The following is a 20,682-nucleotide window of genomic DNA, read 5'->3' on the forward strand; positions in this document are numbered from 1 at the left end:
CCCGCCGAGGTCATCGCGCCCGAGGTCACCGTCGTCACCGTCCCCGCGCCGCGCGCGGCCGAGCCTGCCGCCGCCGTGTCGGCGGAAGCCGTGGCCGGGCCCGCCGTCGCGGCGGAGCCGGAACAGCCCGCCGAGTCCGCGGCGACCACCGGGACTTCGGCGGCCGAGCCGGAGTCCGCGGAGACGGCCGAGGAGCCGGGGGAGCCCGCCGCCGAGACGGCCGCTCCCGAGGCACTGCCGGAAGCCGAGACGCGGACGCCCGGCGCGATTCCGGCCGAAGCGGTGGCCGAGGAGCCGTCGTCCGCGCCGGAGAAGTCGGACCCCGTGGCCGGGACCGGGCAGCCGCAGGCCGAACAGGCCCCGGCGGAGGCGGAGTCCGCACCGGACGCCGAGGCCGCCGATGTGCCGGGCGAGGCCGAGCCTGCCGCCGTGGCCGCCGAGACCGGGACCGAGCCTGAGGCCGAGACCGGTGCCGAGGCCCCGGGGGTGGCTGCGGAGGAGCCGGAGAGTCAGGCGACTCCGGAGGCTTCCGCGTCTCCTGAGGGCACGGAGGTTACGGAGGGCGTGGAGAGCACGGAGGGCGTGGAGCCTTCCGAGGCCCTTGGGAAGTCTGAGGCCCCTGAGGCTCATGAGGTCGCTGTGACCGCCGAGGGTGCTGTGGCGGTCGAGGGTGCTGGGACCTCTGAGGCCACGGCTCTCTCTGAAGCCCCTGTGGCTGCCGAGGCCACGGAGACCTCCGAGGCTGTCGAGACGGCTGAGAAGGCTGAGATGGCCGAGGCTGTCGAGACGGCTGAGGCCCCTGCGGCTGCCGATGCCCCTGAGGCCGCTGAGACTCCCGAGTCCACCAAGACTCCTGAGGCCCCTGGGGCGACCGAGTCCACCGAGAACTCCGAGATCACGGAGACCTCGGGGGCCACGGAGACCCTTGAGGCCACGGAGAGCACCGAGGCACCGGAGAACACCGAGGCCCCCGAGACCTCCCCGGCCCCTGAAGCCGTCACCGCTGCTTCCGGCGCCGACGCCGACCCCGACGCCCCCGCCGCCGAAGCGGAGCCCGCCCCGGCGACCGCCGCCGAGGCCGTAACCGCTCCCGCCGTCGTAACCGCTCCCGCCGCCGACGCGGAGAACACCCTCGACGCGGAGAACGCCCCCGACGCCGAGACGGCTCCCCACACCGAGCCCACCCCCCACACCGAGCCCACCCCCGGCGCCGAGTCCACCCCCGGCGAAGAGCCCACCCCCGCCGTGGACTCCGCTCCGGCCCCCGGCTACGACGACGCCGAGCGTGAGGCCGTGCTCCGGGTCATGCGGGAGCGCCGGGACATCCGTAACGGCTTCCGTTCCGACCCGATCCCGCACGAGGTGCTGCTCCGCGTCCTGGAGGCCGCCCACACGGCCCCCAGCGTCGGCCACTCGCAGCCCTGGGACTTCGTCGTCATCCGCTCCGCCGAGACCCGGCAGACGATGCACGAACTGGCCCAGCGTCAGCGCGAGGCCTACGCCAAGTCGCTGCCCAAGGCACGGGCGAAGCAGTTCAAGGAACTGAAGATCGAGGCCATCCTCGACACCCCGGTCAACATCGTGGTGACCGCCGACCCCACGCGGGGCGGCCGGCACACCCTCGGCCGCTACACGCAGCCGCAGATGGCCCCGTATTCCTCGGCGCTCGCCGTCGAGAACCTCTGGCTCGCCGCCCGCGCCGAAGGCCTCGGCGTCGGCTGGGTCAGCTTCTTCGACGAGCGCGAGATGGTCCGCACCCTCGGCCTCCCCGAGCACCTCGAAGTGGTCGCGTACCTCTGCGTCGGCTACGTCGACGAGTTCCCCGAGGAGCCCGAGCTGATGCAGGCGGGCTGGTCCAAGCGCCGCCCGCTGGCCTGGGTCGTCCACGAGGAGACGTACGGCCGCCGGGCCCTGCCCGGCGAGGAGCCGCACGACCTGCTCCAGGAGACCGTCGCCAACATCCGCCCGCTGGACGCCAAGGCGCTCGGCGAGGCCTGGGAACGCCAGAAGCGGATGACCAAGCCGGCCGGCGCCCTCGGCATGCTGGAGATCATCGCCGCGCAGCTCTCGGGCCTCTCGCGGGTCTCCCCGCCGCCGATCCCCGAGCCCGCCGCCGTCGCGATCTTCGCCGGTGACCACGGGGTGCACGCCCAGGGCGTGACCCCCTGGCCGCAGGAGGTCACCTCCCAGATGGTGGCCAACTTCCTCGGCGGGGGAGCGGTCTGCAACGCCTTCGCCAACCAGGTGGGCGCCGAGGTCTGCGTCGTCGACGTGGGCGTCGCCGCCGACCTCCCGGCCACCCCGGGCCTGCTGCCCCGCAAGGTCCGCGCGGGCACCGGAGACCTCTCCACCGGCCCCGCGATGACCCGCGAGGAGGTGCTCGCCGCGATCGAGGTCGGCATCGAGACCGCCCGCGATCTGGTCGCCGCGGGCAACAAGGCGCTCCTCACCGGCGAGATGGGCATCGCGAACACCACCGCGTCCGCCGCCCTGATCTCGGTCTACACCGGAGTGGACCCGGCCGAGGTCACCGGCCGGGGCACGGGCATCAACGACGAGACCCACGCCCGCAAGGTCGACGTGGTCCGGCGCGCCCTCGACCTGCACAAGCCGGACCCGGAGGACCCGATCGGCGTCCTCGCGGCGGTCGGCGGTCTGGAGCACGCGGCCCTCGTCGGGCTGATCCTGGGCGGGGCCTCGCTCCGTACCCCGGTCATCCTCGACGGCGTCTCCACCGGCGCGGCGGCGCTCGTCGCGCGGGCCGTCGCCCCCGAGTCGCTCTCCGCCTGCATCGCCGGGCACCGCAGCGCCGAGCCCGGCCACGTGGCCGCGCTCAACAAGCTGGGCCTGCGCCCCCTGGTCGATCTGGACCTGCGCCTCGGCGAGGGCACGGGCGCGCTGCTCGCCCTGCCGCTGGTGCAGAGCGCGGCCCGTGCGATGCACGACGTGGCCACGTTCGACTCGGCGGGCGTCACCGAGAAGTAGCCCGCCCCGGCGCGCCGCCCGGACCCCTGTGCCTCCCGCCCGACCGGGGCGGGAGGCACACCGGCTTCCCGGCGCCGCCCGGCACTCCCGCCACCGGGACGTCCGTCGCGGAGTGACGCCCCCGGGTCACGGATATCGTGGGACTCGAACACCGTGTCCCACCAGCCGCTTCAGAGCCGCAGCGGCCCGCCCACGCCATCCCCGAGGAGCCGCTCACCCATGGCCGAGCACGCCGACCGCGCCGAGAACGCGACGCACCCCGCCTACCCCGTCGGACTGCGCCTCGCCGGCCGCCGCGTCGTCGTCCTCGGCGGCGGCCAGGTCGCCCAGCGGCGGCTGCCCGCCCTGATCGCCGCGGGCGCCGACCTCACCCTGATCTCCCCGTCCGCGACCCCCTCCGTGGAGGCGATGGCCGAGGCGGGCGAGATCACCTGGACCCGGCGCCGCTACGAGGAAGGCGACCTGGCCGACGCCTGGTACGCCCTGGTGGCCACCACCGACCCGGCGGCCAACGCCGCCGCCTCCGCCGAGGCCGAGCGGAACCGCACCTGGTGCGTCCGCGCGGACGACGCCGAGGCGGCCACCGCCTGGACCCCGGCCACCGGCCGCGGCGAGGGCGTGACCGTGGCCGTCCTCACCGGCCACGACCCCCGCCGCTCCGCCGCCGTGCGGGACGCGATCGTCGAGGGGCTGCGGGACGGTTCCCTCGCGGCGCCGCAGCAGCGCGCGCGGATCCCCTTCGTCGCCCTGGTCGGCGGCGGTCCCGGCGACCCGGACCTGATCACCGTGCGCGGACGGCGGCTCCTCGCCGAGGCGGACGTGGTCATCGCGGACCGCCTCGGCCCCCGCGACCTCCTGGACGAACTGCCCCCGCACGTCGAGGTGATCGACGCGGCGAAGATCCCGTACGGCCGGTTCATGGCCCAGGAGGCCATCAACAACGCCCTGGTGGAGCACGCCAAGCAGGGCAAGTCCGTGGTCCGCCTCAAGGGCGGCGACCCGTTCGTCTTCGGCCGGGGCATGGAGGAGGCGCAGGCGCTGGCCGCCGAGGGCATCGCCTGCACGGTCGTGCCGGGCATCTCCAGCTCCATCTCGGTGCCGGGTGCGGCGGGCATCCCGGTCACCCACCGGGGCGTGGCCCACGAGTTCACCGTGGTCAGCGGCCATGTGGCCCCCGACGACCCGCGTTCCCTCGTCGACTGGGCCTCGGTCGCCAAGCTGACCGGCACGCTGGTGATCCTCATGGGCGTCGACAAGATAGGCAGGATCGCCGAGGCGCTCATCGCCCACGGCAAGGACCCCGAGACGCCGCTCGCCCTCGTCCAGGAAGGCACCACGGCGGCCCAGCGCCGGGTGGACGCCACCCTGGCGACGGTCGCGGAGACCGTCGTCGCGCAGGAGGTCCGCCCGCCCGCCGTCATCGTGATCGGCCCGGTGGTCGCCGAGGGCCCCGACCGCAGGACGCGGTGACCACGACGCCCACCCAGGAGTAACCAGGGGTAACAGGACCCCTCGCACACCATTGGCACCCCACCCCGGACAAGGCAGTATCACCTCGTGGCCGAACTCATCACGATCGACGACCCCGACGACCCGCGCCTGCGCGACTACATCGGCCTGACCGACGTCGAACTGCGCCGCAGACGCGAACCGGCCGAAGGCCTGTTCATCGCGGAAGGAGAGAAGGTCATCCGCCGCGCCCGCCAGGCGGGGTACGAGATGCGCTCCATGCTGCTCTCCGCCAAGTGGGTCGACGTGATGCGGGACGTCATCGACGAGGTCCCCGCTCCGGTGTACGCCGTCCAGCCGGACCTCGCCGAGCGCGTCACCGGCTACCACGTGCACCGGGGCGCCCTCGCCTCCATGCAGCGCAAGCCGCTCCCGGACGCCGCCGACCTGCTGGGCGGCGCCCGCCGGGTGGTCGTCATGGAGTCGGTGAACGACCACACCAACATCGGCGCGATCTTCCGTAGCGCCGCCGCGCTGGGCATGGACGCCGTCCTGCTCTCCCCGGACTGCGCCGACCCGCTCTACCGGCGCTCCGTCAAGGTGTCGATGGGCGCGGTCTTCTCCGTCCCGTACGCCCGTCTGGAGAGCTGGCCGCGCGGTCTGGAGACCGTACGGGAAGCGGGCTTCAAGCTGCTCGCGCTGACCCCCGCCGAGACGGCGACCTCGATCGACGAGGCGGCCCCGCACCGGCTCGACCGGGTCGCCCTGATGCTGGGCGCCGAGGGCGACGGCCTCTCCACCCAGGCCCTGCGCGCCGCCGACGAGTGGGTCCGCATCCCGATGGCCCACGGCGTCGACTCGCTGAACGTGGGAGCGGCGGCGGCCGTCGCCTTCTACGCCGTCGCCACCGGCCGCCCCGAGGCGTAGCGGCACCCGCGCACCACTCCGGACGCGAAGAGAGCGGGCCCACCCGGAAGGGGGCCCGCTCTCCTCGTGTCGCCGGGTCAGCCCTGGAGTGCCTGCGCGGCGGCGATGCCCAGGGCCACGATCAGCGTCACGACCACGAAGACGAAGAGCCGTTGCCGCAGCAGCCGGGGGTTGGCCGGCCGCCGGCCGGTCGACGTGCTCCGCGCCCCTGGCCGGGTGCCGGGCCGGGACGCGGGCACCCGCGCACCCCCCGTACGGGGACCGGCCGAGGGCCGTACCGCCGCGGCGGGGCCACGCCCGCGCTCCCGCTCGGTCGGCCGCTCTCCGTCCCGGCCCCGGGTGTCCCGCTCCGTGTAACGCTCGGTCAGCCGGTTGGTGTGCCGCTCCTCCGCCCGCTCCCGCTGCGAGGGCGGCCGGGAGACCGGCAGCCCCTGCGCCTCGCGCGCCGCGATCTCCTTGAGCCGCATCGACAGCTGAAGCGTGCTGGGACGGTCCTCGGGATCCTTCGCCAGACAGGCCCGGACCAGCGGCGCCAGCGCGTCCGGCACCCCGTTCAGCTGCGGCTCCTCGTGCACCACCCGGTAGAGCATGACCTCGGAACTGCCGTGCCCGAAGGGGGAGTCGCCCATCGCCGCGTACGCCAGGGTGGCGCCGAGCGAGAACACGTCGGTGGCCGGGGTGACGGCCGCGCCGCGGACCTGCTCGGGGGCGAGGAATCCGGGCGAGCCGACGGCCGTGCCGACATGGGTGAGGGTGCTGGCCCCGGTGGCCCAGGCGATGCCGAAGTCGATGATCCGGGGGCCCTTGGGGGAGAGCAGGATGTTCGAGGGCTTCAGGTCCCGGTGCACCACTCCCGCCTCGTGGACCGCGACGAGCCCCTCCGAGAGCGCCGCCCCGATCGAGGCCACGTCGGCGGCGCGCAGCCCGCCCTCCTCGGCGACCCGGTCGTGCAGCGAGGGCCCGGGGACGTACTGGGTGGCGAACCAGGGCCGCTCGGCCTCCAGATCGGCGGCGACCAGCCGGGCCGTACAGCCGCCCCGGATGCGCCGGGCGGCCGACACCTCACGGGCGAACCGCGACCGGAACTCCTGGTCCTCCGCGAGATCGGGCCGGATCACCTTGAGCGCCACCCGCTGTCCGCGCCGGTCGGAGCCCAGGTACACGACACCCATCCCTCCGGCCCCCAGCCTGCGGTGGAGCCGGAACGACCCGACGATCCGCGGATCCTCGCGCCGGAGCCGCATCATCGCCATGTCCGTCCCCTCGTCCGTTCGACGTGGCACAGCTTACGTAAGGGCGCCCGTACGTGCTCATAGGCCGCGCCCTCGCACCGGATCGATTATCGGCACCGGGGCGGAGGCCTCCCGGGGCCCGCTCCGGCACTCCGGGTCAACCGCCCTCCCTCGCACGTCACTTGACGTGCGGTCGGAAACGGGGACGGGCCCCGGAGGGCGAGCCCGGCGCCCCCGGGGGAGCGGGACGGGCGTACGCGGCCCCGGGGAGTGACCGATGTCACCCCATGGGGGCTTCGTCCCGCGACCCCTCCGGGAAGACCCGGGTTTCGGCACTCCCGGTCTCCACCCATGGGAGTACATCGGGGGGACGGGTGTCATCCTCCTGGAGGCCCGCAAGTCGGTACGCGGGCATGACGTCCCCGGGTTCCCCGCTCCCTAATCTTGAGGTCAAGCGGCGGGTGCGGCACTCGTCCCCCGAGGTCAAGCACCCGCCGCTCATTCACTGACTGGAGAGGAACCATGGCTTTCACGGCACCGCGGACGACCCCCCGGCCTTCGGGCCGCCGTCACCCCCTGGTGGCCACCGCCATGGTCCTTCCTCTCGCGGCCCTGCTCGTAGTCGTCTTCGGCGGCTGGGACGCGGTGGTCACACAGGCGTCGTCCGTGGGCGTGATGCTGGGGCGCTGACGGCGCCCCGGACCCGGGAGAGCGGCCCGGGTCGAATCATCCGGCCATCAGCCCCGTGGGGACGGGGGTGCGGCGGACGGCAGCGTAGGGCCGGTCAGCTGGGGAGCTGACCGGCCCTCGCGCATTCCCCCTCCGTACGCCGGGAAGCCGACGGCCGCCCGCGCGTCCACACCCTGCCTCGCGACGGAGCCGACCGGCCCTCGCGCGTCCACGCTCTGTCTCGGCCGGGGGCCGTGACGTGCCTTCGCGCGTCCACGCCCTGTCTCGGCCGGGAGCCGTGACCTGCCCTCGCGCGTTCCCGGCCCCGTTCCGTACGCTCCCCGGGTGGAACCCACCGCCTCGCCCCGCCCGCGCACGTCTCTGCCGGAGCGCCTCGCGGGCGTCGCGCGCGCCGTCGCCCACCGGCCCGGCGCCCCCTGCCACTGCCCCGAGGGGCGGATCGGGGTGCTCGCCGACCGGGACGACGGCACGGTCGTACGTCACGGGGGAGTGGTCGCCAAGGCGCACGCCCCCGACACCGACCCCGGGGCGCACCGTGCCCGTCTGACCCTGGCCGCCCACCCGTCCCTCTCGGGCACCCTCCTCCCGCCGCTCCGTCCCTTCCGGGGGGACCCGGGCGCGCCCGAGGGGCCGGAGGGGCGGCCCGGGGACCCGGCCGGACCCGGAGGACTCGCCCTGCCCGAGGGGCCGGCCGTATCCGACGGCCCTCTCCTGCCCGGCGATGGCCCGACCCCACCCGGCGATGGCCCGACCCCACCCGACGGCGGCTCCTTCCTGCCCGGTGGTCGCCCGCTTCCGCCCCCTGAGCTGGACGGGCGCCCCGTCTCCCTCTGGCCGTACGGCCCGCCCGTCGACCCGGTGGATCCCGATGCCGCGCCCTGGGAGGAGGCAGGCGGACTGCTGGCCCGGCTGCATCGCACGCCGCCGCCCGGCGGGGGCTTCCGGCTTCCGGGGATGCGGGCGCCGCTCAAGGCGGCCCTCGCGGTCGGGCGGATGGAGGCGGCGGCCCCGGACCATCCGGCCGCCGCGACGGTCCGCGCCGCCTGGCGCACCGTCCCCGGGGAGCGGGAGGCCTCGGGCCCCCGGTTCCTCTGCCATGGCGACTTCCACCTGGGCCAACTGGTCCGTGACGTCCGGCCCGCGTCCGCCGGATCCTGGCGGCTGATCGACGTCGACGACCTCGGTCTCGGCGACCCGGCCTGGGATCTCGCCCGTCCAGCCGCCTGGTTCGCCGCCGGTCTGCTGCCCCCGGAGGTCTGGTCCCGGTTCCTCGGCGCGTACCAGGAAGCGGAAGGTCCCGCCGTGGGCGCCGACCCCTGGGCCCGACTCGACGTCCCGGCCCGCGCCCTGACGGTCCAGACGGCGGCACTGGCCCTCGCGAAGGCGACCGCCGAGGGCCGGGCGCTCGACGAGGTGGAGGAAGTGATGATCGAGACCTGCGCCCGTATCGCCGGTTCCCGAACCGACGGCGGCCCTTCGGCGTCCACGTAAGGTGAAGCCACCATTCGAACGGCGTAGCCAGGGAGTTGAGCCGACCATGCAGTGCCCCAAGTGTCACGCGGCCATGCACACGTACAACCGCAACGGCGTCCAGATAGAACAGTGCAGCGGCTGCCGGGGCATCTTCCTGGACTACGGCGAGCTGGAGGCCCTGACCCGGCTGGAGTCCCAGTGGGTCCAGCAGGCTCCGCCCGCCCCGCCGGCCTACCCGGCGCAGCCCGCCCCCGCGGCTCCCGCCTGGGGTGCCCCGCACCACGGCGGTCACCACGGCGGCGGTCACTACCGTCAACGCGGCTTCGGACGGCTGCTCTTCTCCTCCTGACCGGAGGAACGACGAAGCCCCCGGCCGCGAAATGCGGCCGGGGGCTTCTTGGTGGTGCGCGATACTGGGATTGAACCAGTGACCTCTTCCGTGTCAGGGAAGCGCTCTCCCGCTGAGCTAATCGCGCGGGGTGCACACGAGCTACCCGAAGGTACTGCGTACTGCGTGCGCGATACTGGGATTGAACCAGTGACCTCTTCCGTGTCAGGGAAGCGCTCTCCCGCTGAGCTAATCGCGCGGGGGATCCGAAGATCCAGGACCCGAAGGTCCAGTGGACGATACTGGGATTGAACCAGTGACCTCTTCCGTGTCAGGGAAGCGCTCTCCCGCTGAGCTAATCGTCCTTGGAGGTGGAGACGGGATTTGAACCCGTGTAGACGGCTTTGCAGGCCGTTGCCTCGCCTCTCGGCCACTCCACCAGGAGTGTGAATACAGGGGTTCGGGAAGATCCCCCACATCGAGCGGACGACGAGATTCGAACTCGCGACCCTCACCTTGGCAAGGTGATGCTCTACCAACTGAGCCACGTCCGCTTGTCGTTTCCGTTTCGCTTGCGCGTCCCGGCGACGTGTTGAACTCTAGCGGATTCCTGGGCCAGCACAAAAACGCGTTTCCGCAGCGTGCTGACCTGCGCGCCGATCCACCCGCCCGGCCGGGGGTCCCACGGGGTTCGCGAGGCGTTCACCCGGCGTGTTCCCGGGGTGGCGGGGAGCCGCCGCCCCCGGCCACCTCCCCGGCTCCGTCCCCCGCCCCGTCTCCGGCTCCCACCCCCGACCTTGTCTCCCGGCCCCGGCACGGCCTCCCGGCCCCGGCACGGCCTCCCGGCTCAGGCGCCCGGCGCGGCCTCCCGCCCGAGGGCCACGCCCCGGCCTCCCGTGCCGCTCCCGTGGCCGACCTAGACTCGACGCGTGTACGACCTAGCTCCTCTGGCCCGCTTCGGCGGCCTCGTCGCGACCGACCTCCGGGATGTCACCCACGACCCCGAGGCCCTGGACTCCGCCGGCTTCTGGGCCGTCTGCGCGGACTTCGAAGGGCGTCTGACCTGCGCCCGCTTCGGAGACGTACGGCCCGACCCGGTCCCGCCGCCCGTCCCGGGCGCCTGGCGTGGACCGGCCGCCGGTGACTGGACGTCCTCGCTCGACCGCGCCGCGTACGTCGCGGGCGTCCGGCGCGTGCGCGAGCACATCGCGCGCGGCGAGGTCTACCAGGCGAACCTCTGCCGGGTGCTGACCGCGCCGCTGCCGGACCCCGCCTCCGCCGACGTCGACGCCCTCACCTCGCTCCTCGCGCGCGGCAACCCCGCTCCCTACGCGGGGACGATCCGGCTGCCCGCGCACGGCGTGGAGATCGCCACCGCCTCCCCCGAGCTGTATCTGGGCAAGGAGGGGGCGCTGATCTCCTCGGGCCCCATCAAGGGAACGGGCAGGACCGCCGCCGACCTCCTCCCCAAGGATCACGCGGAGAACGTGATGATCGTCGACCTGGTCCGCAACGACCTGGGACGCGTCAGCGAGACCGGCTCCGTCGCCGTCCCCGCCCTCTGCGCCGTCGAGGAGCACCCGGGCCTTGTCCACCTCGTCTCCACGGTCACCGGACTGCTGCGCGAGGACGCGGGCTGGCCCGGACTCCTCGCCGCCACCTTCCCGCCCGGCTCCGTCACCGGCGCGCCCAAGTCGAGCGCGCTGCGGATCATCGAAGCCCTGGAGACCGCCCCGCGCGGCCCCTACTGCGGCGGGATCGGCTGGGTGGACGCCGACGCGGGCACCGCCGAGCTGGCCGTCGGCATACGCACCTTCTGGATCGACCACCCGGAGGGCGTGCTGCGCTTCGGCACCGGCGCGGGGATCACCTGGGGCTCGGACCCCGAGCGCGAGTGGGAGGAGACCGAACTCAAGGCGGCCCGGCTCGTCGCGATAGCGTCGGGCGCCTACGAATCGGGCGCCCTCGGGGCGAGCGGAAAGGCCATCTCTCGATGAAACTCTGGGTCAACGGCGGACTGTACGACGAGGAGGCCGCCCGGGTCTCCGTACTGGACCACGGGCTGACCGTCGGCGACGGAATCTTCGAGACGGTCAAGGCCGAACGAGGAGAAACGTTTGCTCTCACCCTTCACCTGGAGCGCCTGACCCGCTCCGCACGCGGTCTCGGGCTGCCCGACCCCGACCTCGACGAGGTCCGCCGCGCCTGCGCCGCCGTCCTGGACGCCAACCCGATGCCCCTGGGGCGGCTCCGCATCACGTACACCGGCGGGCTCTCCCCGCTCGGCTCCGAGCGCGGCGAATCCGGCACCAGCCTCGTCGTCGCCCTCGGCGAGACCGCCCGCCGTCCCGACACCACGGCCGTGGTCACCGTCCCCTGGACGCGCAACGAGCGCGGCGCCCTCACCGGCCTCAAGACCACCTCGTACGCCGAGAACGTCGTCGCCCTGGCGAGGGCGCGGGAGGCGGGCGCGTCCGAGGCGCTCTTCGCCAACACGGTCGGGCGGCTCTGCGAGGGCACCGGATCCAATGTCTTCGTCGTGGTCGACGGGCGGATCCTCACCCCGCCGGTCTCCTCCGGCTGCCTCGCGGGCATCACCCGAGCCCTCGCCGTCGAGTGGACCGGCGCCGTGGAGACCGATCTGCCGCTGGAGGTCCTGGAGAGCGCCGAGGAGATCTTCCTCACCTCCACGCTCCGGGACGTCCAGGCGGTGCGCCGGGTCGACGGACGCGAACTGCCCGGGGCGCCGGGGCCCGTCACCGCCAAGGCCATGCGGACCTTCGAGGAGCGCGCGGCGGCGGACCGGGACCCGCGCCTCTGAGAGGACGGGACCCACGACCCCTAGGGGAGCCGGGGACCGCGCCCCTGAGAGGACCGGGACCGCGCCCCTGAAGGGACCCGGATCCGCCGTAAAACCGGATGACGGACCGGCCCGGGGTGGGTAGAACTCCTCTGATGACCACCACCCTGCGGCCGGCCGAGCCGCTTCAGCAGAGGCCCGACGGTGGCCGTTCCCGCACCTACGACGTGTGTGTGAACAGCCGCCGGGTCGGCTCCGTCCATCTCGCCACCGACCCCGGATTCGGCGCCGCCTCGGGGCTGATCGAGCGCCTCGCCATCGACGAGCCGGACCGGCGGCGGGGCCGGGGCACCGTCGCGGCGCTCGCCTCCGAGGAGGTGCTGCGCTCCTGGGGCTGCGTCGAGGTGCAGATATCGGTGCCCGCCGACGCCGAGGCCGGGCTGCGGACGGCCCGCTCCCTCGGCTACACCGAGCGCAGCCGGAACATGGTCAAGGAACTGCCCGCCGAGCCCCCGGCCCTGCCCGGGGGCGTCGAGGTCCGGCCGATGGACGCGGACGAGTTCGAGGTCTGGAAGGCGCGGGCCGGGGACGTCTTCGCGCAGAGCTGGATCGACCGGGGCGTCCCCGAGGACCAGGCACGCGCCAAGGCCGAGGACAGCCACCGCAAGTACCTCCCCGAGGGCCTGGCCACGCCCGGCGTCGCCATCCACGTGGTCGTCGCGGACGGGCGGTCCGCCGGCTTCCTGTGGACCGGACGGATCGAACTCGAACCGGGGCGGTGGGCGGCCTTCGTGTACGACATCGAGGTCGAGGAGGAGTACCGGGGGCGCGGCTACGGACGGGCGCTCATGCTCCTCGCCGAGCGCGTCGCCCGGGAGGCCGGGGACACCCGCCTCGGGCTGCACGTCTTCGCGGGCAACACCCCGGCGATCCGGCTCTACGAGTCCCTGGGCTACCGCACGACCTACGTCAACAGCGCGAAGGAATTGCTGTAGGGGGCGGTCCCGTCTCCGGGGCCTTGGCCAGGGGCCCCGGAGACCGGACCGGCGTCAGCTCTTCAGGAGGCGGTCGACGATCTCCTCGATGCGCTCCCGCAGCCCCTCCTGGCTCTGGCCGCCGTCCAGCCGCTCGCCGTCGACGACGTACGTCGGGGTGCCGGTGACCTTGATCGCCTTGCCCTCGGCCTCGTCGGCGTCGACGGTCAGGAGGTGCCGGCCGTCGATGAGGGCCGTGTCGAACTCCTCGGCGTCCAGGCCCAGTTCACCGGCGATCTCCAGGAGCACCGGCTCGCCCCGGTCGGCGAGGTCGTCGGTCCTGGCGAGCAGCGCCTCCGTGTACGGCCAGCCCTTGCCCTGCTCGAAGGCCTCCTCCGCCGCCTGTGCGGCGGCGTACGCGTGCTTGTGCTTCGCCAGCGGGAAGTGGCGCAGCTGTACGTCGAGCCGGTCGCCGTACTTCTCGCGGAGCGCGCGGACGTCGTCGAGCGCCCGGAAGCAGTCGGGGCACTGGAGGTCGAACCACGCCTCCAGGACGACGGGGGAGGGGGACGCGGTGGTGGTGTCACTCATGGGAGCAGTCTCCCTCACCGGGACCTGGGGAGGAGATCCGGAGGGGACGACCCGGAGATCTCCCTGAGACCGGCCGGGAGGCATGGCCTCGGACCGCCGGGTCGGTGCAGGATGGAAGGGACGTATCACCCGTGATCTGGAGGACCGCATGCTCGCCGAGACCCTTTGCGCCGCGGTTTCCGCGGCGGGCCTGGGCATTGCCGCCATCGCGGCGTACCGGAAGCGTTTCCTGTCCGCCGCCCGGACCGCGGCCTACGCCCTGGTGCCCCTCGGCCTCGTGATGACGGGCGCCGTGCGGTGGGCCACGCAGACGGCGTTCAGCCCGGTCGCCTGGGCGGGCTTCGGCGTGCTCGGCGCCTCGTGGCTGCTGTTCCTGGCCACCCGGGCCGTCGAGCGGCGCCGGGAGGGCCGCGCGGAGCCCGTCGAAGGGGCGACGAAGGGGAGAGCCGCGGCTCCGGCGGCTTCGGCGCCGCGTGCCGTGCAGGCCAAGCCCGCTGCGGGACAGAGCGCGGGCGACGACTTCAGCGATATCGAGGCGATTCTGAAGAAGCACGGAATCTGATCACTTCTGGCGGTTCCGGTGTCCGTCCCGGACTGGTGATCCACGGGAAGGAGTGAACAGCCCCTGACAGGGGGCGTATTGGGGAGGTCCCGCCCTCGGTGTGCGCGATCATCCCTCCGAGATGCTGGATACCTCGCGGGAGACCGCCCCCGCCGCCACCGATACCGTCGCCGACGCCCCTGTCGACGCCACCGTCGGCCTTCGTGCCGATGCCCCCGCCGAAGAGCCCCGGGGCTGTCTGTTCGCCCTCTCCCAGCCACCCCTCATGATCTTCCTCGGGGTGATCGGTTGTCTGCTCCTCGCGGCCGCCGTGCACGACCTCTTCATGCTGTGACCAGCGCTGAGGCGCCGCGCCATGCCGTGGTCCCGTGCCGCGCCCCGGTCCCGGCTCCGGTGTCGTGGTCCCGGTGCCGTGGTTCCGTAACGCGACCCGCGCGGAGGGGTCCGCCCGGCGGTCTCGTCTCGCGCCGCGCCCGTGCCGTGACCCCGTGTCCGGTGGGCGTCAGCCCGCCGCTTCCTTGCGGCGTGCGCGGTAGGCGGCCACATGCAGTCGGTTTCCACAGGTGCGGCTGTCGCAGTAGCGGCGGGAGCGGTTGCGGGAGAGGTCGACGAAGGCACGGCCGCAGTCCGGCGCCTCGCAGCGCCGCAGCCGCTCCTGCTCGCCCGCCACGACGATGAAGGCGAGGGCCATCCCGCAGTCCGCCGCGAGATGGTCCGCTACGGAGGCGCCGGGCGCGAAGTAGTGCACATGCCAGTCGTAGCCGTCGTGATCGGTGAGCTGGGGCGTGGTGCCCGCGCTCGCCACCAGCTGGTTGATCAGCGGCGCCGCGATCCGGGCCTCGGGCGCGGAGAAGACCGCCGCGAACTTCTCCCGCACCCGGCGGACGGCCCGCAGATCGTCGGGGCCCAGCTCGCCCACATCGCTGACCTTGTGGGCCCCCAGGAAGACGTACAGCCCCGCGAGATCGGCGAGCCCGTCGGCCCGGTCGCCCTGGGACGCGGTGTTCATCAGATCGACGACGGTGTCGAGGGCGATCCGGGTGTCGTGGGGGATCAGCACGTTTCGCTCCCTGGCCGGCCACGGGCGGGCGCCCGCGGAGTGGCGCTGACTTTAGCGCGACCGGGAAACGGACAACGGCGCTCTCCACCGCGCCGGCTGCGCGGTGGAGAGCGCCGTCGTCATGCCTCTGTGACTGCCCGTACGGTGCCGTCGCCCCGAGTCGGACGGCGCCGTGCGGCTCTCTGCCTGGCTCAGCTGTCGGCCAGGATGTGGGAGAGCTCCGTATCGAGGTCGAAGTGCCGGTGCTCGGTGCCCGGTGGCACGGCGGCGTCGGTCCGCTTCAGGAACGACTCCAGGGCCCTCGCCGGGGCCTCGAGCAGGGCCTCTCCCTCGGGAGAGCTGAGTGCGATGCAGACGACTCCCTGCCCGTGACTGCGGGAGGGCCAGACTCGGACGTCGCCCGTGCCGGTGGGCCGGTGCAGCCCCTCGGCGAGAAGGTCGCGGGCGAAGACCCACTCGACCGTCTCCTCGGCTCCGGTGTGGAAGGTGGCGTGCACGGCATAGGGATCGGCCGTGTCATACCGCAGGCCCGCGGGTACAGGCAGTGAGGACTCGCTCGACACAACGAGGCGCAGGTGCAGCTCGCAGCTGACCGTGGTGTTCATAAGCGCCAGGGCCTTTCGCTCAGTGTGCGCTCGGGGATTCGCACGTCGGCGAAATCGACATGCCACCTCTGGGGTCGTTGTAAACCCCTCTGTCGGTTTTGTGATCGTTCAGGTAGCTCGGATGGTGGCGTGTGACCTGGGGTAATAGCGCCCTCCCGGCGAGAGGTCGCCGTCCGGTAAGTTGGGGCCATGAATGCGGAGAGTGACGAGCGCAGGGGGGAATCCGCAGACGGCCAGGCAGCCGAACTGGGATCCCGCGCACCGGAGTTCATCAAGTCCCGGCGGACCCTGCACCTGAGCTGGCAGGTCGGTGTCTTCATCGTGGGACTCGCCGTGGTCGCCGCGGGGGTGGTCATGCTCCCACTCCCGGGCCCCGGCTGGCTGGTCATTTTCGCCGGCATGGCGATCTGGGCCACCGAGTTCGTCTGGGCACAACTCGTGCTCCGCTGGACCAAGCGCAAGGTGACCGAAGCCGCACAGCGCGCGCTCGACCCCCGGGTCCGGCGCCGCAACATCATCCTCACCGCCATCGGCCTGGTGATCATCGGCGTCCTGCTCGGCGTCTACCTCTGGAAGTTCGGCCTCGTCATGCCGTGGAAGATCGACGAGTGACCTGAAGGTGGTTCGGGAGCACCGCTGACATGCGGTAATGTTTGCGGTGCACCGGGGCGATTAGCTCAGCGGGAGAGCACTTCGTTCACACCGAAGGGGTCACTGGTTCGATCCCAGTATCGCCCACCCCGGACCGAAGGCCCGGAGACGGAAAACGTCTCCGGGCCTTCGGCGTTTCCCGGCATTTTCCAGTGTTGCCGGGTGCTGCCGGGTGGCACCGGGAAACCCCGGTGCCACCCGGTTCCCGCTCACCGCATCCGCGCCACCCGGTCCCGCAGCCTCCGTGCGTCCCGCAGCCGCTGCTCGTACGTGGCGCCCACCGCGAGCAGCAGCAGCCCGGCGAGGGCCGGCGGCAGCCAGCGGGGCAGCGCGCCCACCGCCTGCACCACGAACGGCGCCAGCTCGTGCAGCCCGTCAAGGACCAGCACCGCCCCGCCGATCAGCAGCGGCGCCTGGAGCCGGAACCGCGCCCCCAGCAGGGTCGCCACCAGCGCGGCCACCCCCAGGAGCAGCGGTCGCGGCCAGTCCGGATCCGCCCAGGCGGCGGCGAGACAGGGCAGCAGCGTCACCGCGAGCCCGGGGCCGTACGCCGTCCAGGAGGAGGCCTCCGGGTCCCGCCGCCGCCGCAGGAAGCCGACCGCGAGCGCGGGCACGGTCACCGGCAGCGTGTACGCCTCCGGGGCCGTCACCCCCCACACCCCGAGCCGGATCCACGCGGCGAGCAGGAACAGCGCCGCCGCCGTCCACGAGGCGAACCGCCGCCGCTCGGGCCGCAGCGCCGTCGCCGCCGCGATCACCCCGCCGAGCGCCAGGACGAGCGCGTGGAACGCGGGCCGGGACGCCGAGAGCCCCACCGCCACCAGACCCACCGCGCCACCGGTGATCTCCACCGGCAGTGCCACCGGCCGGGCCTTGGCGCCGACGTACGCCGTCGCCGCCGGGACCAGCAGCAGCGCGAGCGCCGTCCCCCGGGCCCCGACCCCGCATGCCGCCGCCCCCGCCCCCACCAGCCCGGCCGCCACGAGCACCGCGCCGCAGGCCGCGACCACCCGGCGCTCGTCCCCCGCGCGCACCGCCACGCCCACGAGCAGCGCGCACACCACACCGAGCACGGCGAACGTGGCCCCCCGGACGTCCAGCGAGAGCGCCATCGCCCCCACGGCGGACACCAGCCCCCCGGCGAACGCCGTCCACCCGAGAACCACGTCCGCCGCCGGGGCCCCGGCGCCCGGGGCCGCCCCCATCGGAGCCCCGCCGTGAGCCGCCGTGCCCGGAGCCGTGACCCCCGCGATCCCGTCCTGAGCCGCCGCCCCCGCGGTCCGTACGTCCGCCGCCGTCGTACCCGGCGACGCACCGTCCCCAACCGTCCCGTCCGGCGCCGCACCGTTGGTGGCCACCTCCGGCGCCGTCCCGTCGTCCGGTCGCGTGAGCCCCCGGGTCAGCGCCTCCGGCCACACGGCGCCGCACAGGGAGCCCGCCGCCGTCAGGAGCAGCAGGACGAGCGTCGGCGCGTACCCCCACCCCAGGGTGACCGGGACGGCCGTCAGCAGGCCCCAGGTCAGGACGAGGCCGCCGCGCCGGGCCCAGACCCGGGGGACCCACATCAGGGCCGCCGCGCTCACCGCCAGGACCAGGAGGGCCGTTCCCGGGTGCGCGGGGAGGAGCGGGGCGGAGTGCTCGCCCGACCAGACCTCCGTCCGCCGCCCCAGCGGCCCCAGCGCCCCCGTCACGACCGGCGGCAGCGCCCACAGCAGCCCGAGCGCGCCCACGGTGCCTCCCGCGTACGCGAGCCCCTCGCGTATCCCGTCCGGCAGCCGGGCACCGAAGACGCCCGCGCGCCACACCGACGCCAGCGCGAGACCGCACAGCACGTACCCCGGCACCGTCCAGTCGGAGGGGAGCCCGGCACGCAGCAGCCCGCCGAAGGCCGCCGCCACCGCCACTCCCGCGACAAGACCGCCCGCCAGGGTCAGCGAGGGCGTCCGCAGGACCGCGCGAAGCGCCACCGCCGTACAGGCGAGGAGCAGCGCCGCGCCGCTCCACGGAGCCGTGAGCGACAGCGAGCCGCCCATGAGCAGCGCCCAGCCGCCCAGCACCGTCGCCCCGGACACGGCCGTGATCCGTACCGAGTCCGCCGGACGGTTCCACGACGCCACCGCGCCGTCCGCCGCCGCCGTGACCAGGGCCGCCCACGCGAAGGCCGTCGGCCCGCCGCCCGCCGCCAGCACCCCGAGCGGCAGTGGCAGCTGCCCGGCGGCCATCGCTGCGGGCAACGGCCCCCGCAGCCGGGGGAGCCCCATCCCGTACGCAGCCCAGGCGCCCGCGAGGACGGCCGAGGCCGCCGCCGCGTACCCGAGACCGTCCGCGCCGGGCAGCGCCACCCGGTGCAGGGCGTACGCGTCGAGCACCGTCAGGGCGAGCCCGAGGGCCGCCACCGACTCGGCCGTCGACCCGAGCCCCTTGCGCGACAGCACCACCGGCGCCGCCAAGGCCGCCGCGGTCACCGCGGCGAGCACCGTCGCCCGGCCGCCGATCCCCATCGAACCCCAGCTCACCAGGGTGAAGGCGACCGCGGCGATGGTCAGCAGCGTGCCGCCGAGGGTCAGCAGCACGTTCTGCGTACCGCGCGGAGTGGAATCCGCCACCGGCGCGAACGGGAGAGGCGCCGCCGACGCGACCGGCGGGCGGAGGACCTGGAGGAGCCAGGCGCGCCGGGCCAGCAACTGGGAGCGGCGCGCGTCGAGTCGGGCCAGCTCGCGATCGACGAGCACCAGTTCGTCCGCGGGCGGCAGGGAAGTGTCCATGCGTCGGAGTGTGGCCCCCGCCATAGAAGAGGGGAATGCGTCCCGGTACTCATTTCCCCGGCCCGCGCCATCTGAGTACGTCCACACTGGGGGCATGGACTGGTGCCGGTACCGCTTCCGCAGCGTCTGGCGGCTCGCCGCCCCGCCCGAGGCGGTCTGGGCCGTCCTCGACCACGCCGAGGAGTACCCCCGTTGGTGGCCCCAGGTCCGCGAGGTCGTCCCCCTCGACGACACCACCGGCGCCGCCCGCTTCCGCTCCCTGCTTCCCTACGACCTCCACGTCACCGTCCGCGCCGTGCGCCGCGACCCCGGGGCGCGGGTCCTGGAAGCCGCCCTCGGCGGAGACCTGGAGGGCTGGGCCCGCTGGACCCTCGCCCCGGAGGGGACCGGCACCCGGGCGCTCTACGAGCAGGAGGTGGAGGTCCGCGCGCGCCTCCTGCGGGCCCTCGCCTTCCCCGGCAGGCCCTTCTTCCGCGCCAACCACGCCTGGATGATGCGCCGCGGGCGACGGGGACTCGCCGCCCGGCTGTCATCGGTTTGAACGGAGGGCGCGCGGGCCTGTATGGTTCAACCCGTTCCCGGGCGATTAGCTCAGCGGGAGAGCACTTCGTTCACACCGAAGGGGTCACTGGTTCGATCCCAGTATCGCCCACCGGGAGAGGCCGGTCCGTCGAAAGACGGACCGGCCTCTGTCATGTCGTCAGATCATCGTGCCGCCAGGCCGTCACGGCGCCGGGCCGTGCCGCCGCGACGGCCCCCTCGGCCCCTCACGCCGCCGTCCCCAGCTCCGGCCGCAGCGGCCACGACGGGTCCACCGTCTCCGGCGTCCCCTGGCGCGTGAACCACGCCTGGAGCCCGCGTGCCTGCGCCGCGTGCCACACCGCCTGAAGGGTGTGCAGCTCCGGCGGAGTCAGCCGCTCCAGACGGGAGGAGAAACGCCGCGCCACCGCCCGTACGACATCGAGCGCCGCCGTGGCGTCCGCCGCCGCGTCGTGGGCGCCCGCCAGCTCCACCTCGTAGTGGTCGCACAGGTCGGTCAGCGTCCGACGGCCCTTGCGGTACCGGTCCAGATGCTTGTCCAGGACCCTCGGGTCCAGCACGCACAGCGGGGCGCCCCCCAGATAGGCGCCGAGCGAGGACGCCCGGTGCCTGCGCAGCTCGCGGTCGAGGATCGTCAGATCGAACGGCGCGTTCATCACCACCAGCGGCCGACCCGCCGCCGACTGCTCGGCCAGCGCCCGGCCCAGCTCCTCCATCACCGGGGACGGCCAGCGCCCGTTCCGCTGGAGGTGATCGTCCGTCAGACCGTGGACGGCCGTGGCTCCCTCGGGTACCGGTATGCCCGGATTGACCAGCCAGCGCGTCACCCTCGGCCGCGCCCCCGCCGTGTCCTGCACGACGAGAGCGGCCGACACGATCCGGTCGCCCTCGACGTCGACTCCCGTGGTCTCCGTGTCGAAAGCGGCCAGGGGCCCCTCGAACCAGTGCAACGTCATCCCTGAACTCCCTGCACACGTGCGGCAGATGGCCAACCCCCTGCCCGAAAGGGTGATACCCGGACCGTTTGCGCCGTACGCGGACCGGTCACAA

At 74.0% G+C, this 20,682-nt stretch carries 19 protein-coding genes and 7 tRNA genes; 15 read left to right on the forward strand and 11 right to left on the reverse strand.

What is annotated here, in order from left to right:
• From cobT to BU197_RS25975, 3 genes are all read left to right on the forward strand, one after another.
• The coding region (gene cobT / locus BU197_RS25965) for a nicotinate-nucleotide--dimethylbenzimidazole phosphoribosyltransferase (RefSeq protein WP_223184135.1) at positions 1 to 2,985 on the forward strand (2,985 nt) is incomplete at its 5' end.
• A gap of 219 nt (positions 2,986 to 3,204) precedes the next feature.
• Positions 3,205 to 4,455: a uroporphyrinogen-III C-methyltransferase gene (gene cobA / locus BU197_RS25970; RefSeq protein WP_188270746.1), complete on the forward strand. Its 1,251-nt coding sequence runs from the start codon at positions 3,205 to 3,207 to the stop codon at positions 4,453 to 4,455.
• An 87-nt stretch (positions 4,456 to 4,542) separates the two neighbouring features.
• Positions 4,543 to 5,361, forward strand: coding sequence for a TrmH family RNA methyltransferase (locus BU197_RS25975; protein WP_188270747.1), 819 nt, complete (start codon positions 4,543 to 4,545; stop codon positions 5,359 to 5,361).
• A gap of 77 nt (positions 5,362 to 5,438) precedes the next feature.
• On the opposite strand, the gene BU197_RS25980 is transcribed toward BU197_RS25975, so the two are convergent.
• Entirely contained in the window at positions 5,439 to 6,614 is a 1,176-nt protein-coding gene (locus BU197_RS25980) for a serine/threonine-protein kinase (protein WP_188270748.1), read from the reverse strand.
• Positions 6,615 to 7,115: 501 nt separating this feature from the next.
• On the opposite strand from BU197_RS25980, the gene BU197_RS25985 reads away from it, so the two are divergent.
• The 3 genes from BU197_RS25985 to BU197_RS25995 all read left to right on the forward strand — a co-directional run bounded on the left by BU197_RS25985 (position 7,116) and on the right by BU197_RS25995 (position 9,105).
• Positions 7,116 to 7,283 carry a hypothetical protein gene (locus tag BU197_RS25985; RefSeq protein ID WP_188270749.1) on the forward strand — a complete coding sequence of 56 codons (168 nt, stop codon included), beginning with the start codon at positions 7,116 to 7,118 and terminating at the stop codon, positions 7,281 to 7,283.
• 324 nt (positions 7,284 to 7,607) lie between these two features.
• On the forward strand, positions 7,608 to 8,774 hold the full coding sequence (locus tag BU197_RS25990; protein ID WP_317452311.1) for an aminoglycoside phosphotransferase family protein: 1,167 nt from the start codon (positions 7,608 to 7,610) through the stop codon (positions 8,772 to 8,774).
• Between the two features lie 46 nt (positions 8,775 to 8,820).
• Complete coding sequence (locus tag BU197_RS25995; RefSeq protein ID WP_188270750.1) at positions 8,821 to 9,105, forward strand: zf-TFIIB domain-containing protein; 285 nt, start codon at positions 8,821 to 8,823, stop codon at positions 9,103 to 9,105.
• A 52-nt stretch (positions 9,106 to 9,157) separates the two neighbouring features.
• Here the strand turns inward: BU197_RS25995 and BU197_RS26000 are convergent.
• The 5 genes from BU197_RS26000 to BU197_RS26020 form a co-directional block, all read right to left on the reverse strand.
• Positions 9,158 to 9,232, reverse strand: a tRNA-Val gene (locus tag BU197_RS26000).
• 39 nt (positions 9,233 to 9,271) lie between these two features.
• Positions 9,272 to 9,343 (reverse strand) — tRNA-Val (locus BU197_RS26005).
• A 34-nt stretch (positions 9,344 to 9,377) separates the two neighbouring features.
• Positions 9,378 to 9,449: transfer RNA gene (locus tag BU197_RS26010), tRNA-Val, on the reverse strand.
• Position 9,450: 1 nt separating this feature from the next.
• Positions 9,451 to 9,524: transfer RNA gene (locus tag BU197_RS26015), tRNA-Cys, on the reverse strand.
• Between the two features lie 41 nt (positions 9,525 to 9,565).
• Positions 9,566 to 9,638 (reverse strand) — tRNA-Gly (locus tag BU197_RS26020).
• A gap of 375 nt (positions 9,639 to 10,013) precedes the next feature.
• Between BU197_RS26020 and BU197_RS26025 the strand changes: the two genes are divergently transcribed.
• From BU197_RS26025 to BU197_RS26035, 3 genes are all read left to right on the forward strand, one after another.
• Entirely contained in the window at positions 10,014 to 11,081 is a 1,068-nt protein-coding gene (locus BU197_RS26025) for a chorismate-binding protein (RefSeq protein ID WP_188270751.1), read from the forward strand.
• Positions 11,078 to 11,905 (forward strand): aminotransferase class IV, encoded by an 828-nt coding sequence (locus BU197_RS26030; RefSeq protein ID WP_188270752.1) that lies wholly within the window; start codon positions 11,078 to 11,080, stop codon positions 11,903 to 11,905. The genes BU197_RS26025 and BU197_RS26030 overlap by 4 nt, the downstream gene beginning before the upstream one ends.
• 134 nt (positions 11,906 to 12,039) lie before the next feature.
• Positions 12,040 to 12,879, forward strand: a complete 840-nt coding sequence (locus tag BU197_RS26035; protein WP_188270753.1) for a GNAT family N-acetyltransferase — start codon at positions 12,040 to 12,042, stop codon at positions 12,877 to 12,879.
• 54 nt (positions 12,880 to 12,933) lie between these two features.
• On the opposite strand, the gene BU197_RS26040 is transcribed toward BU197_RS26035, so the two are convergent.
• Entirely contained in the window at positions 12,934 to 13,449 is a 516-nt protein-coding gene (locus BU197_RS26040) for a DsbA family protein (protein ID WP_188270754.1), read from the reverse strand.
• 148 nt (positions 13,450 to 13,597) lie between these two features.
• On the opposite strand from BU197_RS26040, the gene BU197_RS26045 reads away from it, so the two are divergent.
• Positions 13,598 to 14,011: a hypothetical protein gene (locus tag BU197_RS26045; protein ID WP_188270755.1), complete on the forward strand. Its 414-nt coding sequence runs from the start codon at positions 13,598 to 13,600 to the stop codon at positions 14,009 to 14,011.
• A 121-nt stretch (positions 14,012 to 14,132) separates the two neighbouring features.
• Positions 14,133 to 14,345, forward strand: a complete 213-nt coding sequence (locus BU197_RS26050; protein ID WP_188270756.1) for a hypothetical protein — start codon at positions 14,133 to 14,135, stop codon at positions 14,343 to 14,345.
• A 168-nt stretch (positions 14,346 to 14,513) separates the two neighbouring features.
• Here the strand turns inward: BU197_RS26050 and BU197_RS26055 are convergent, their stop codons facing one another.
• Entirely contained in the window at positions 14,514 to 15,071 is a 558-nt protein-coding gene (locus BU197_RS26055) for a CGNR zinc finger domain-containing protein (protein WP_188270757.1), read from the reverse strand.
• A 191-nt stretch (positions 15,072 to 15,262) separates the two neighbouring features.
• Positions 15,263 to 15,676 carry an SsgA family sporulation/cell division regulator gene (locus BU197_RS26060; RefSeq protein WP_015032345.1) on the reverse strand — a complete coding sequence of 138 codons (414 nt, stop codon included), beginning with the start codon at positions 15,674 to 15,676 and terminating at the stop codon, positions 15,263 to 15,265.
• Positions 15,677 to 15,865: 189 nt separating this feature from the next.
• On the opposite strand from BU197_RS26060, the gene BU197_RS26065 reads away from it, so the two are divergent.
• Both BU197_RS26065 and BU197_RS26070 read left to right on the forward strand, forming a co-directional pair.
• Positions 15,866 to 16,288 carry a TIGR02611 family protein gene (locus BU197_RS26065; RefSeq protein ID WP_188270758.1) on the forward strand — a complete coding sequence of 141 codons (423 nt, stop codon included), beginning with the start codon at positions 15,866 to 15,868 and terminating at the stop codon, positions 16,286 to 16,288.
• 54 nt (positions 16,289 to 16,342) lie between these two features.
• A tRNA-Val gene (locus BU197_RS26070) sits at positions 16,343 to 16,414 on the forward strand.
• A 122-nt stretch (positions 16,415 to 16,536) separates the two neighbouring features.
• Here the strand turns inward: BU197_RS26070 and BU197_RS26075 are convergent.
• Positions 16,537 to 19,092 carry an SCO7613 C-terminal domain-containing membrane protein gene (locus BU197_RS26075; protein ID WP_188270759.1) on the reverse strand — a complete coding sequence of 852 codons (2,556 nt, stop codon included), beginning with the start codon at positions 19,090 to 19,092 and terminating at the stop codon, positions 16,537 to 16,539.
• A 94-nt stretch (positions 19,093 to 19,186) separates the two neighbouring features.
• Between BU197_RS26075 and BU197_RS26080 the strand changes: the two genes are divergently transcribed.
• Together BU197_RS26080 and BU197_RS26085 are read left to right on the forward strand one after the other, a co-directional pair.
• On the forward strand, positions 19,187 to 19,633 hold the full coding sequence (locus BU197_RS26080; RefSeq protein WP_188266167.1) for an SRPBCC family protein: 447 nt from the start codon (positions 19,187 to 19,189) through the stop codon (positions 19,631 to 19,633).
• Between the two features lie 39 nt (positions 19,634 to 19,672).
• Positions 19,673 to 19,744, forward strand: a tRNA-Val gene (locus BU197_RS26085).
• A gap of 115 nt (positions 19,745 to 19,859) precedes the next feature.
• On the opposite strand, the gene BU197_RS26090 is transcribed toward BU197_RS26085, so the two are convergent.
• Complete coding sequence (locus BU197_RS26090; RefSeq protein ID WP_188266166.1) at positions 19,860 to 20,588, reverse strand: 3'-5' exonuclease; 729 nt, start codon at positions 20,586 to 20,588, stop codon at positions 19,860 to 19,862.
• Positions 20,589 to 20,682: the final 94 nt, after the last annotated feature.

Origin of the sequence: Streptomyces sp. CBMA291, from assembly GCF_014596525.1 — a bacterium.
GTDB lineage: Bacteria > Actinomycetota > Actinomycetes > Streptomycetales > Streptomycetaceae > Streptomyces.

Excerpts from the sequence above, each read along its gene's own strand:
- cobA (WP_188270746.1), top strand. The coding sequence starts at position 3,205 with ATGGCCGAGCACGCCGACCGCGCCGAGAACGCGACGCACCCCGCCTAC.
- BU197_RS25980 (WP_188270748.1), bottom strand. The coding sequence starts at position 6,614 with ATGGCGATGATGCGGCTCCGGCGCGAGGATCCGCGGATCGTCGGGTCG.
- BU197_RS25985 (WP_188270749.1), top strand. The coding sequence starts at position 7,116 with ATGGCTTTCACGGCACCGCGGACGACCCCCCGGCCTTCGGGCCGCCGT.
- BU197_RS25995 (WP_188270750.1), top strand. The coding sequence starts at position 8,821 with ATGCAGTGCCCCAAGTGTCACGCGGCCATGCACACGTACAACCGCAAC.
- BU197_RS26030 (WP_188270752.1), top strand. The coding sequence starts at position 11,078 with ATGAAACTCTGGGTCAACGGCGGACTGTACGACGAGGAGGCCGCCCGG.
- BU197_RS26035 (WP_188270753.1), top strand. The coding sequence starts at position 12,040 with ATGACCACCACCCTGCGGCCGGCCGAGCCGCTTCAGCAGAGGCCCGAC.
- BU197_RS26040 (WP_188270754.1), bottom strand. The coding sequence starts at position 13,449 with ATGAGTGACACCACCACCGCGTCCCCCTCCCCCGTCGTCCTGGAGGCG.
- BU197_RS26045 (WP_188270755.1), top strand. The coding sequence starts at position 13,598 with ATGCTCGCCGAGACCCTTTGCGCCGCGGTTTCCGCGGCGGGCCTGGGC.
- BU197_RS26050 (WP_188270756.1), top strand. The coding sequence starts at position 14,133 with ATGCTGGATACCTCGCGGGAGACCGCCCCCGCCGCCACCGATACCGTC.
- BU197_RS26060 (WP_015032345.1), bottom strand. The coding sequence starts at position 15,676 with ATGAACACCACGGTCAGCTGCGAGCTGCACCTGCGCCTCGTTGTGTCG.
- BU197_RS26065 (WP_188270758.1), top strand. The coding sequence starts at position 15,866 with ATGAATGCGGAGAGTGACGAGCGCAGGGGGGAATCCGCAGACGGCCAG.
- BU197_RS26075 (WP_188270759.1), bottom strand. The coding sequence starts at position 19,092 with ATGGACACTTCCCTGCCGCCCGCGGACGAACTGGTGCTCGTCGATCGC.
- BU197_RS26080 (WP_188266167.1), top strand. The coding sequence starts at position 19,187 with ATGGACTGGTGCCGGTACCGCTTCCGCAGCGTCTGGCGGCTCGCCGCC.
- BU197_RS26090 (WP_188266166.1), bottom strand. The coding sequence starts at position 20,588 with ATGACGTTGCACTGGTTCGAGGGGCCCCTGGCCGCTTTCGACACGGAG.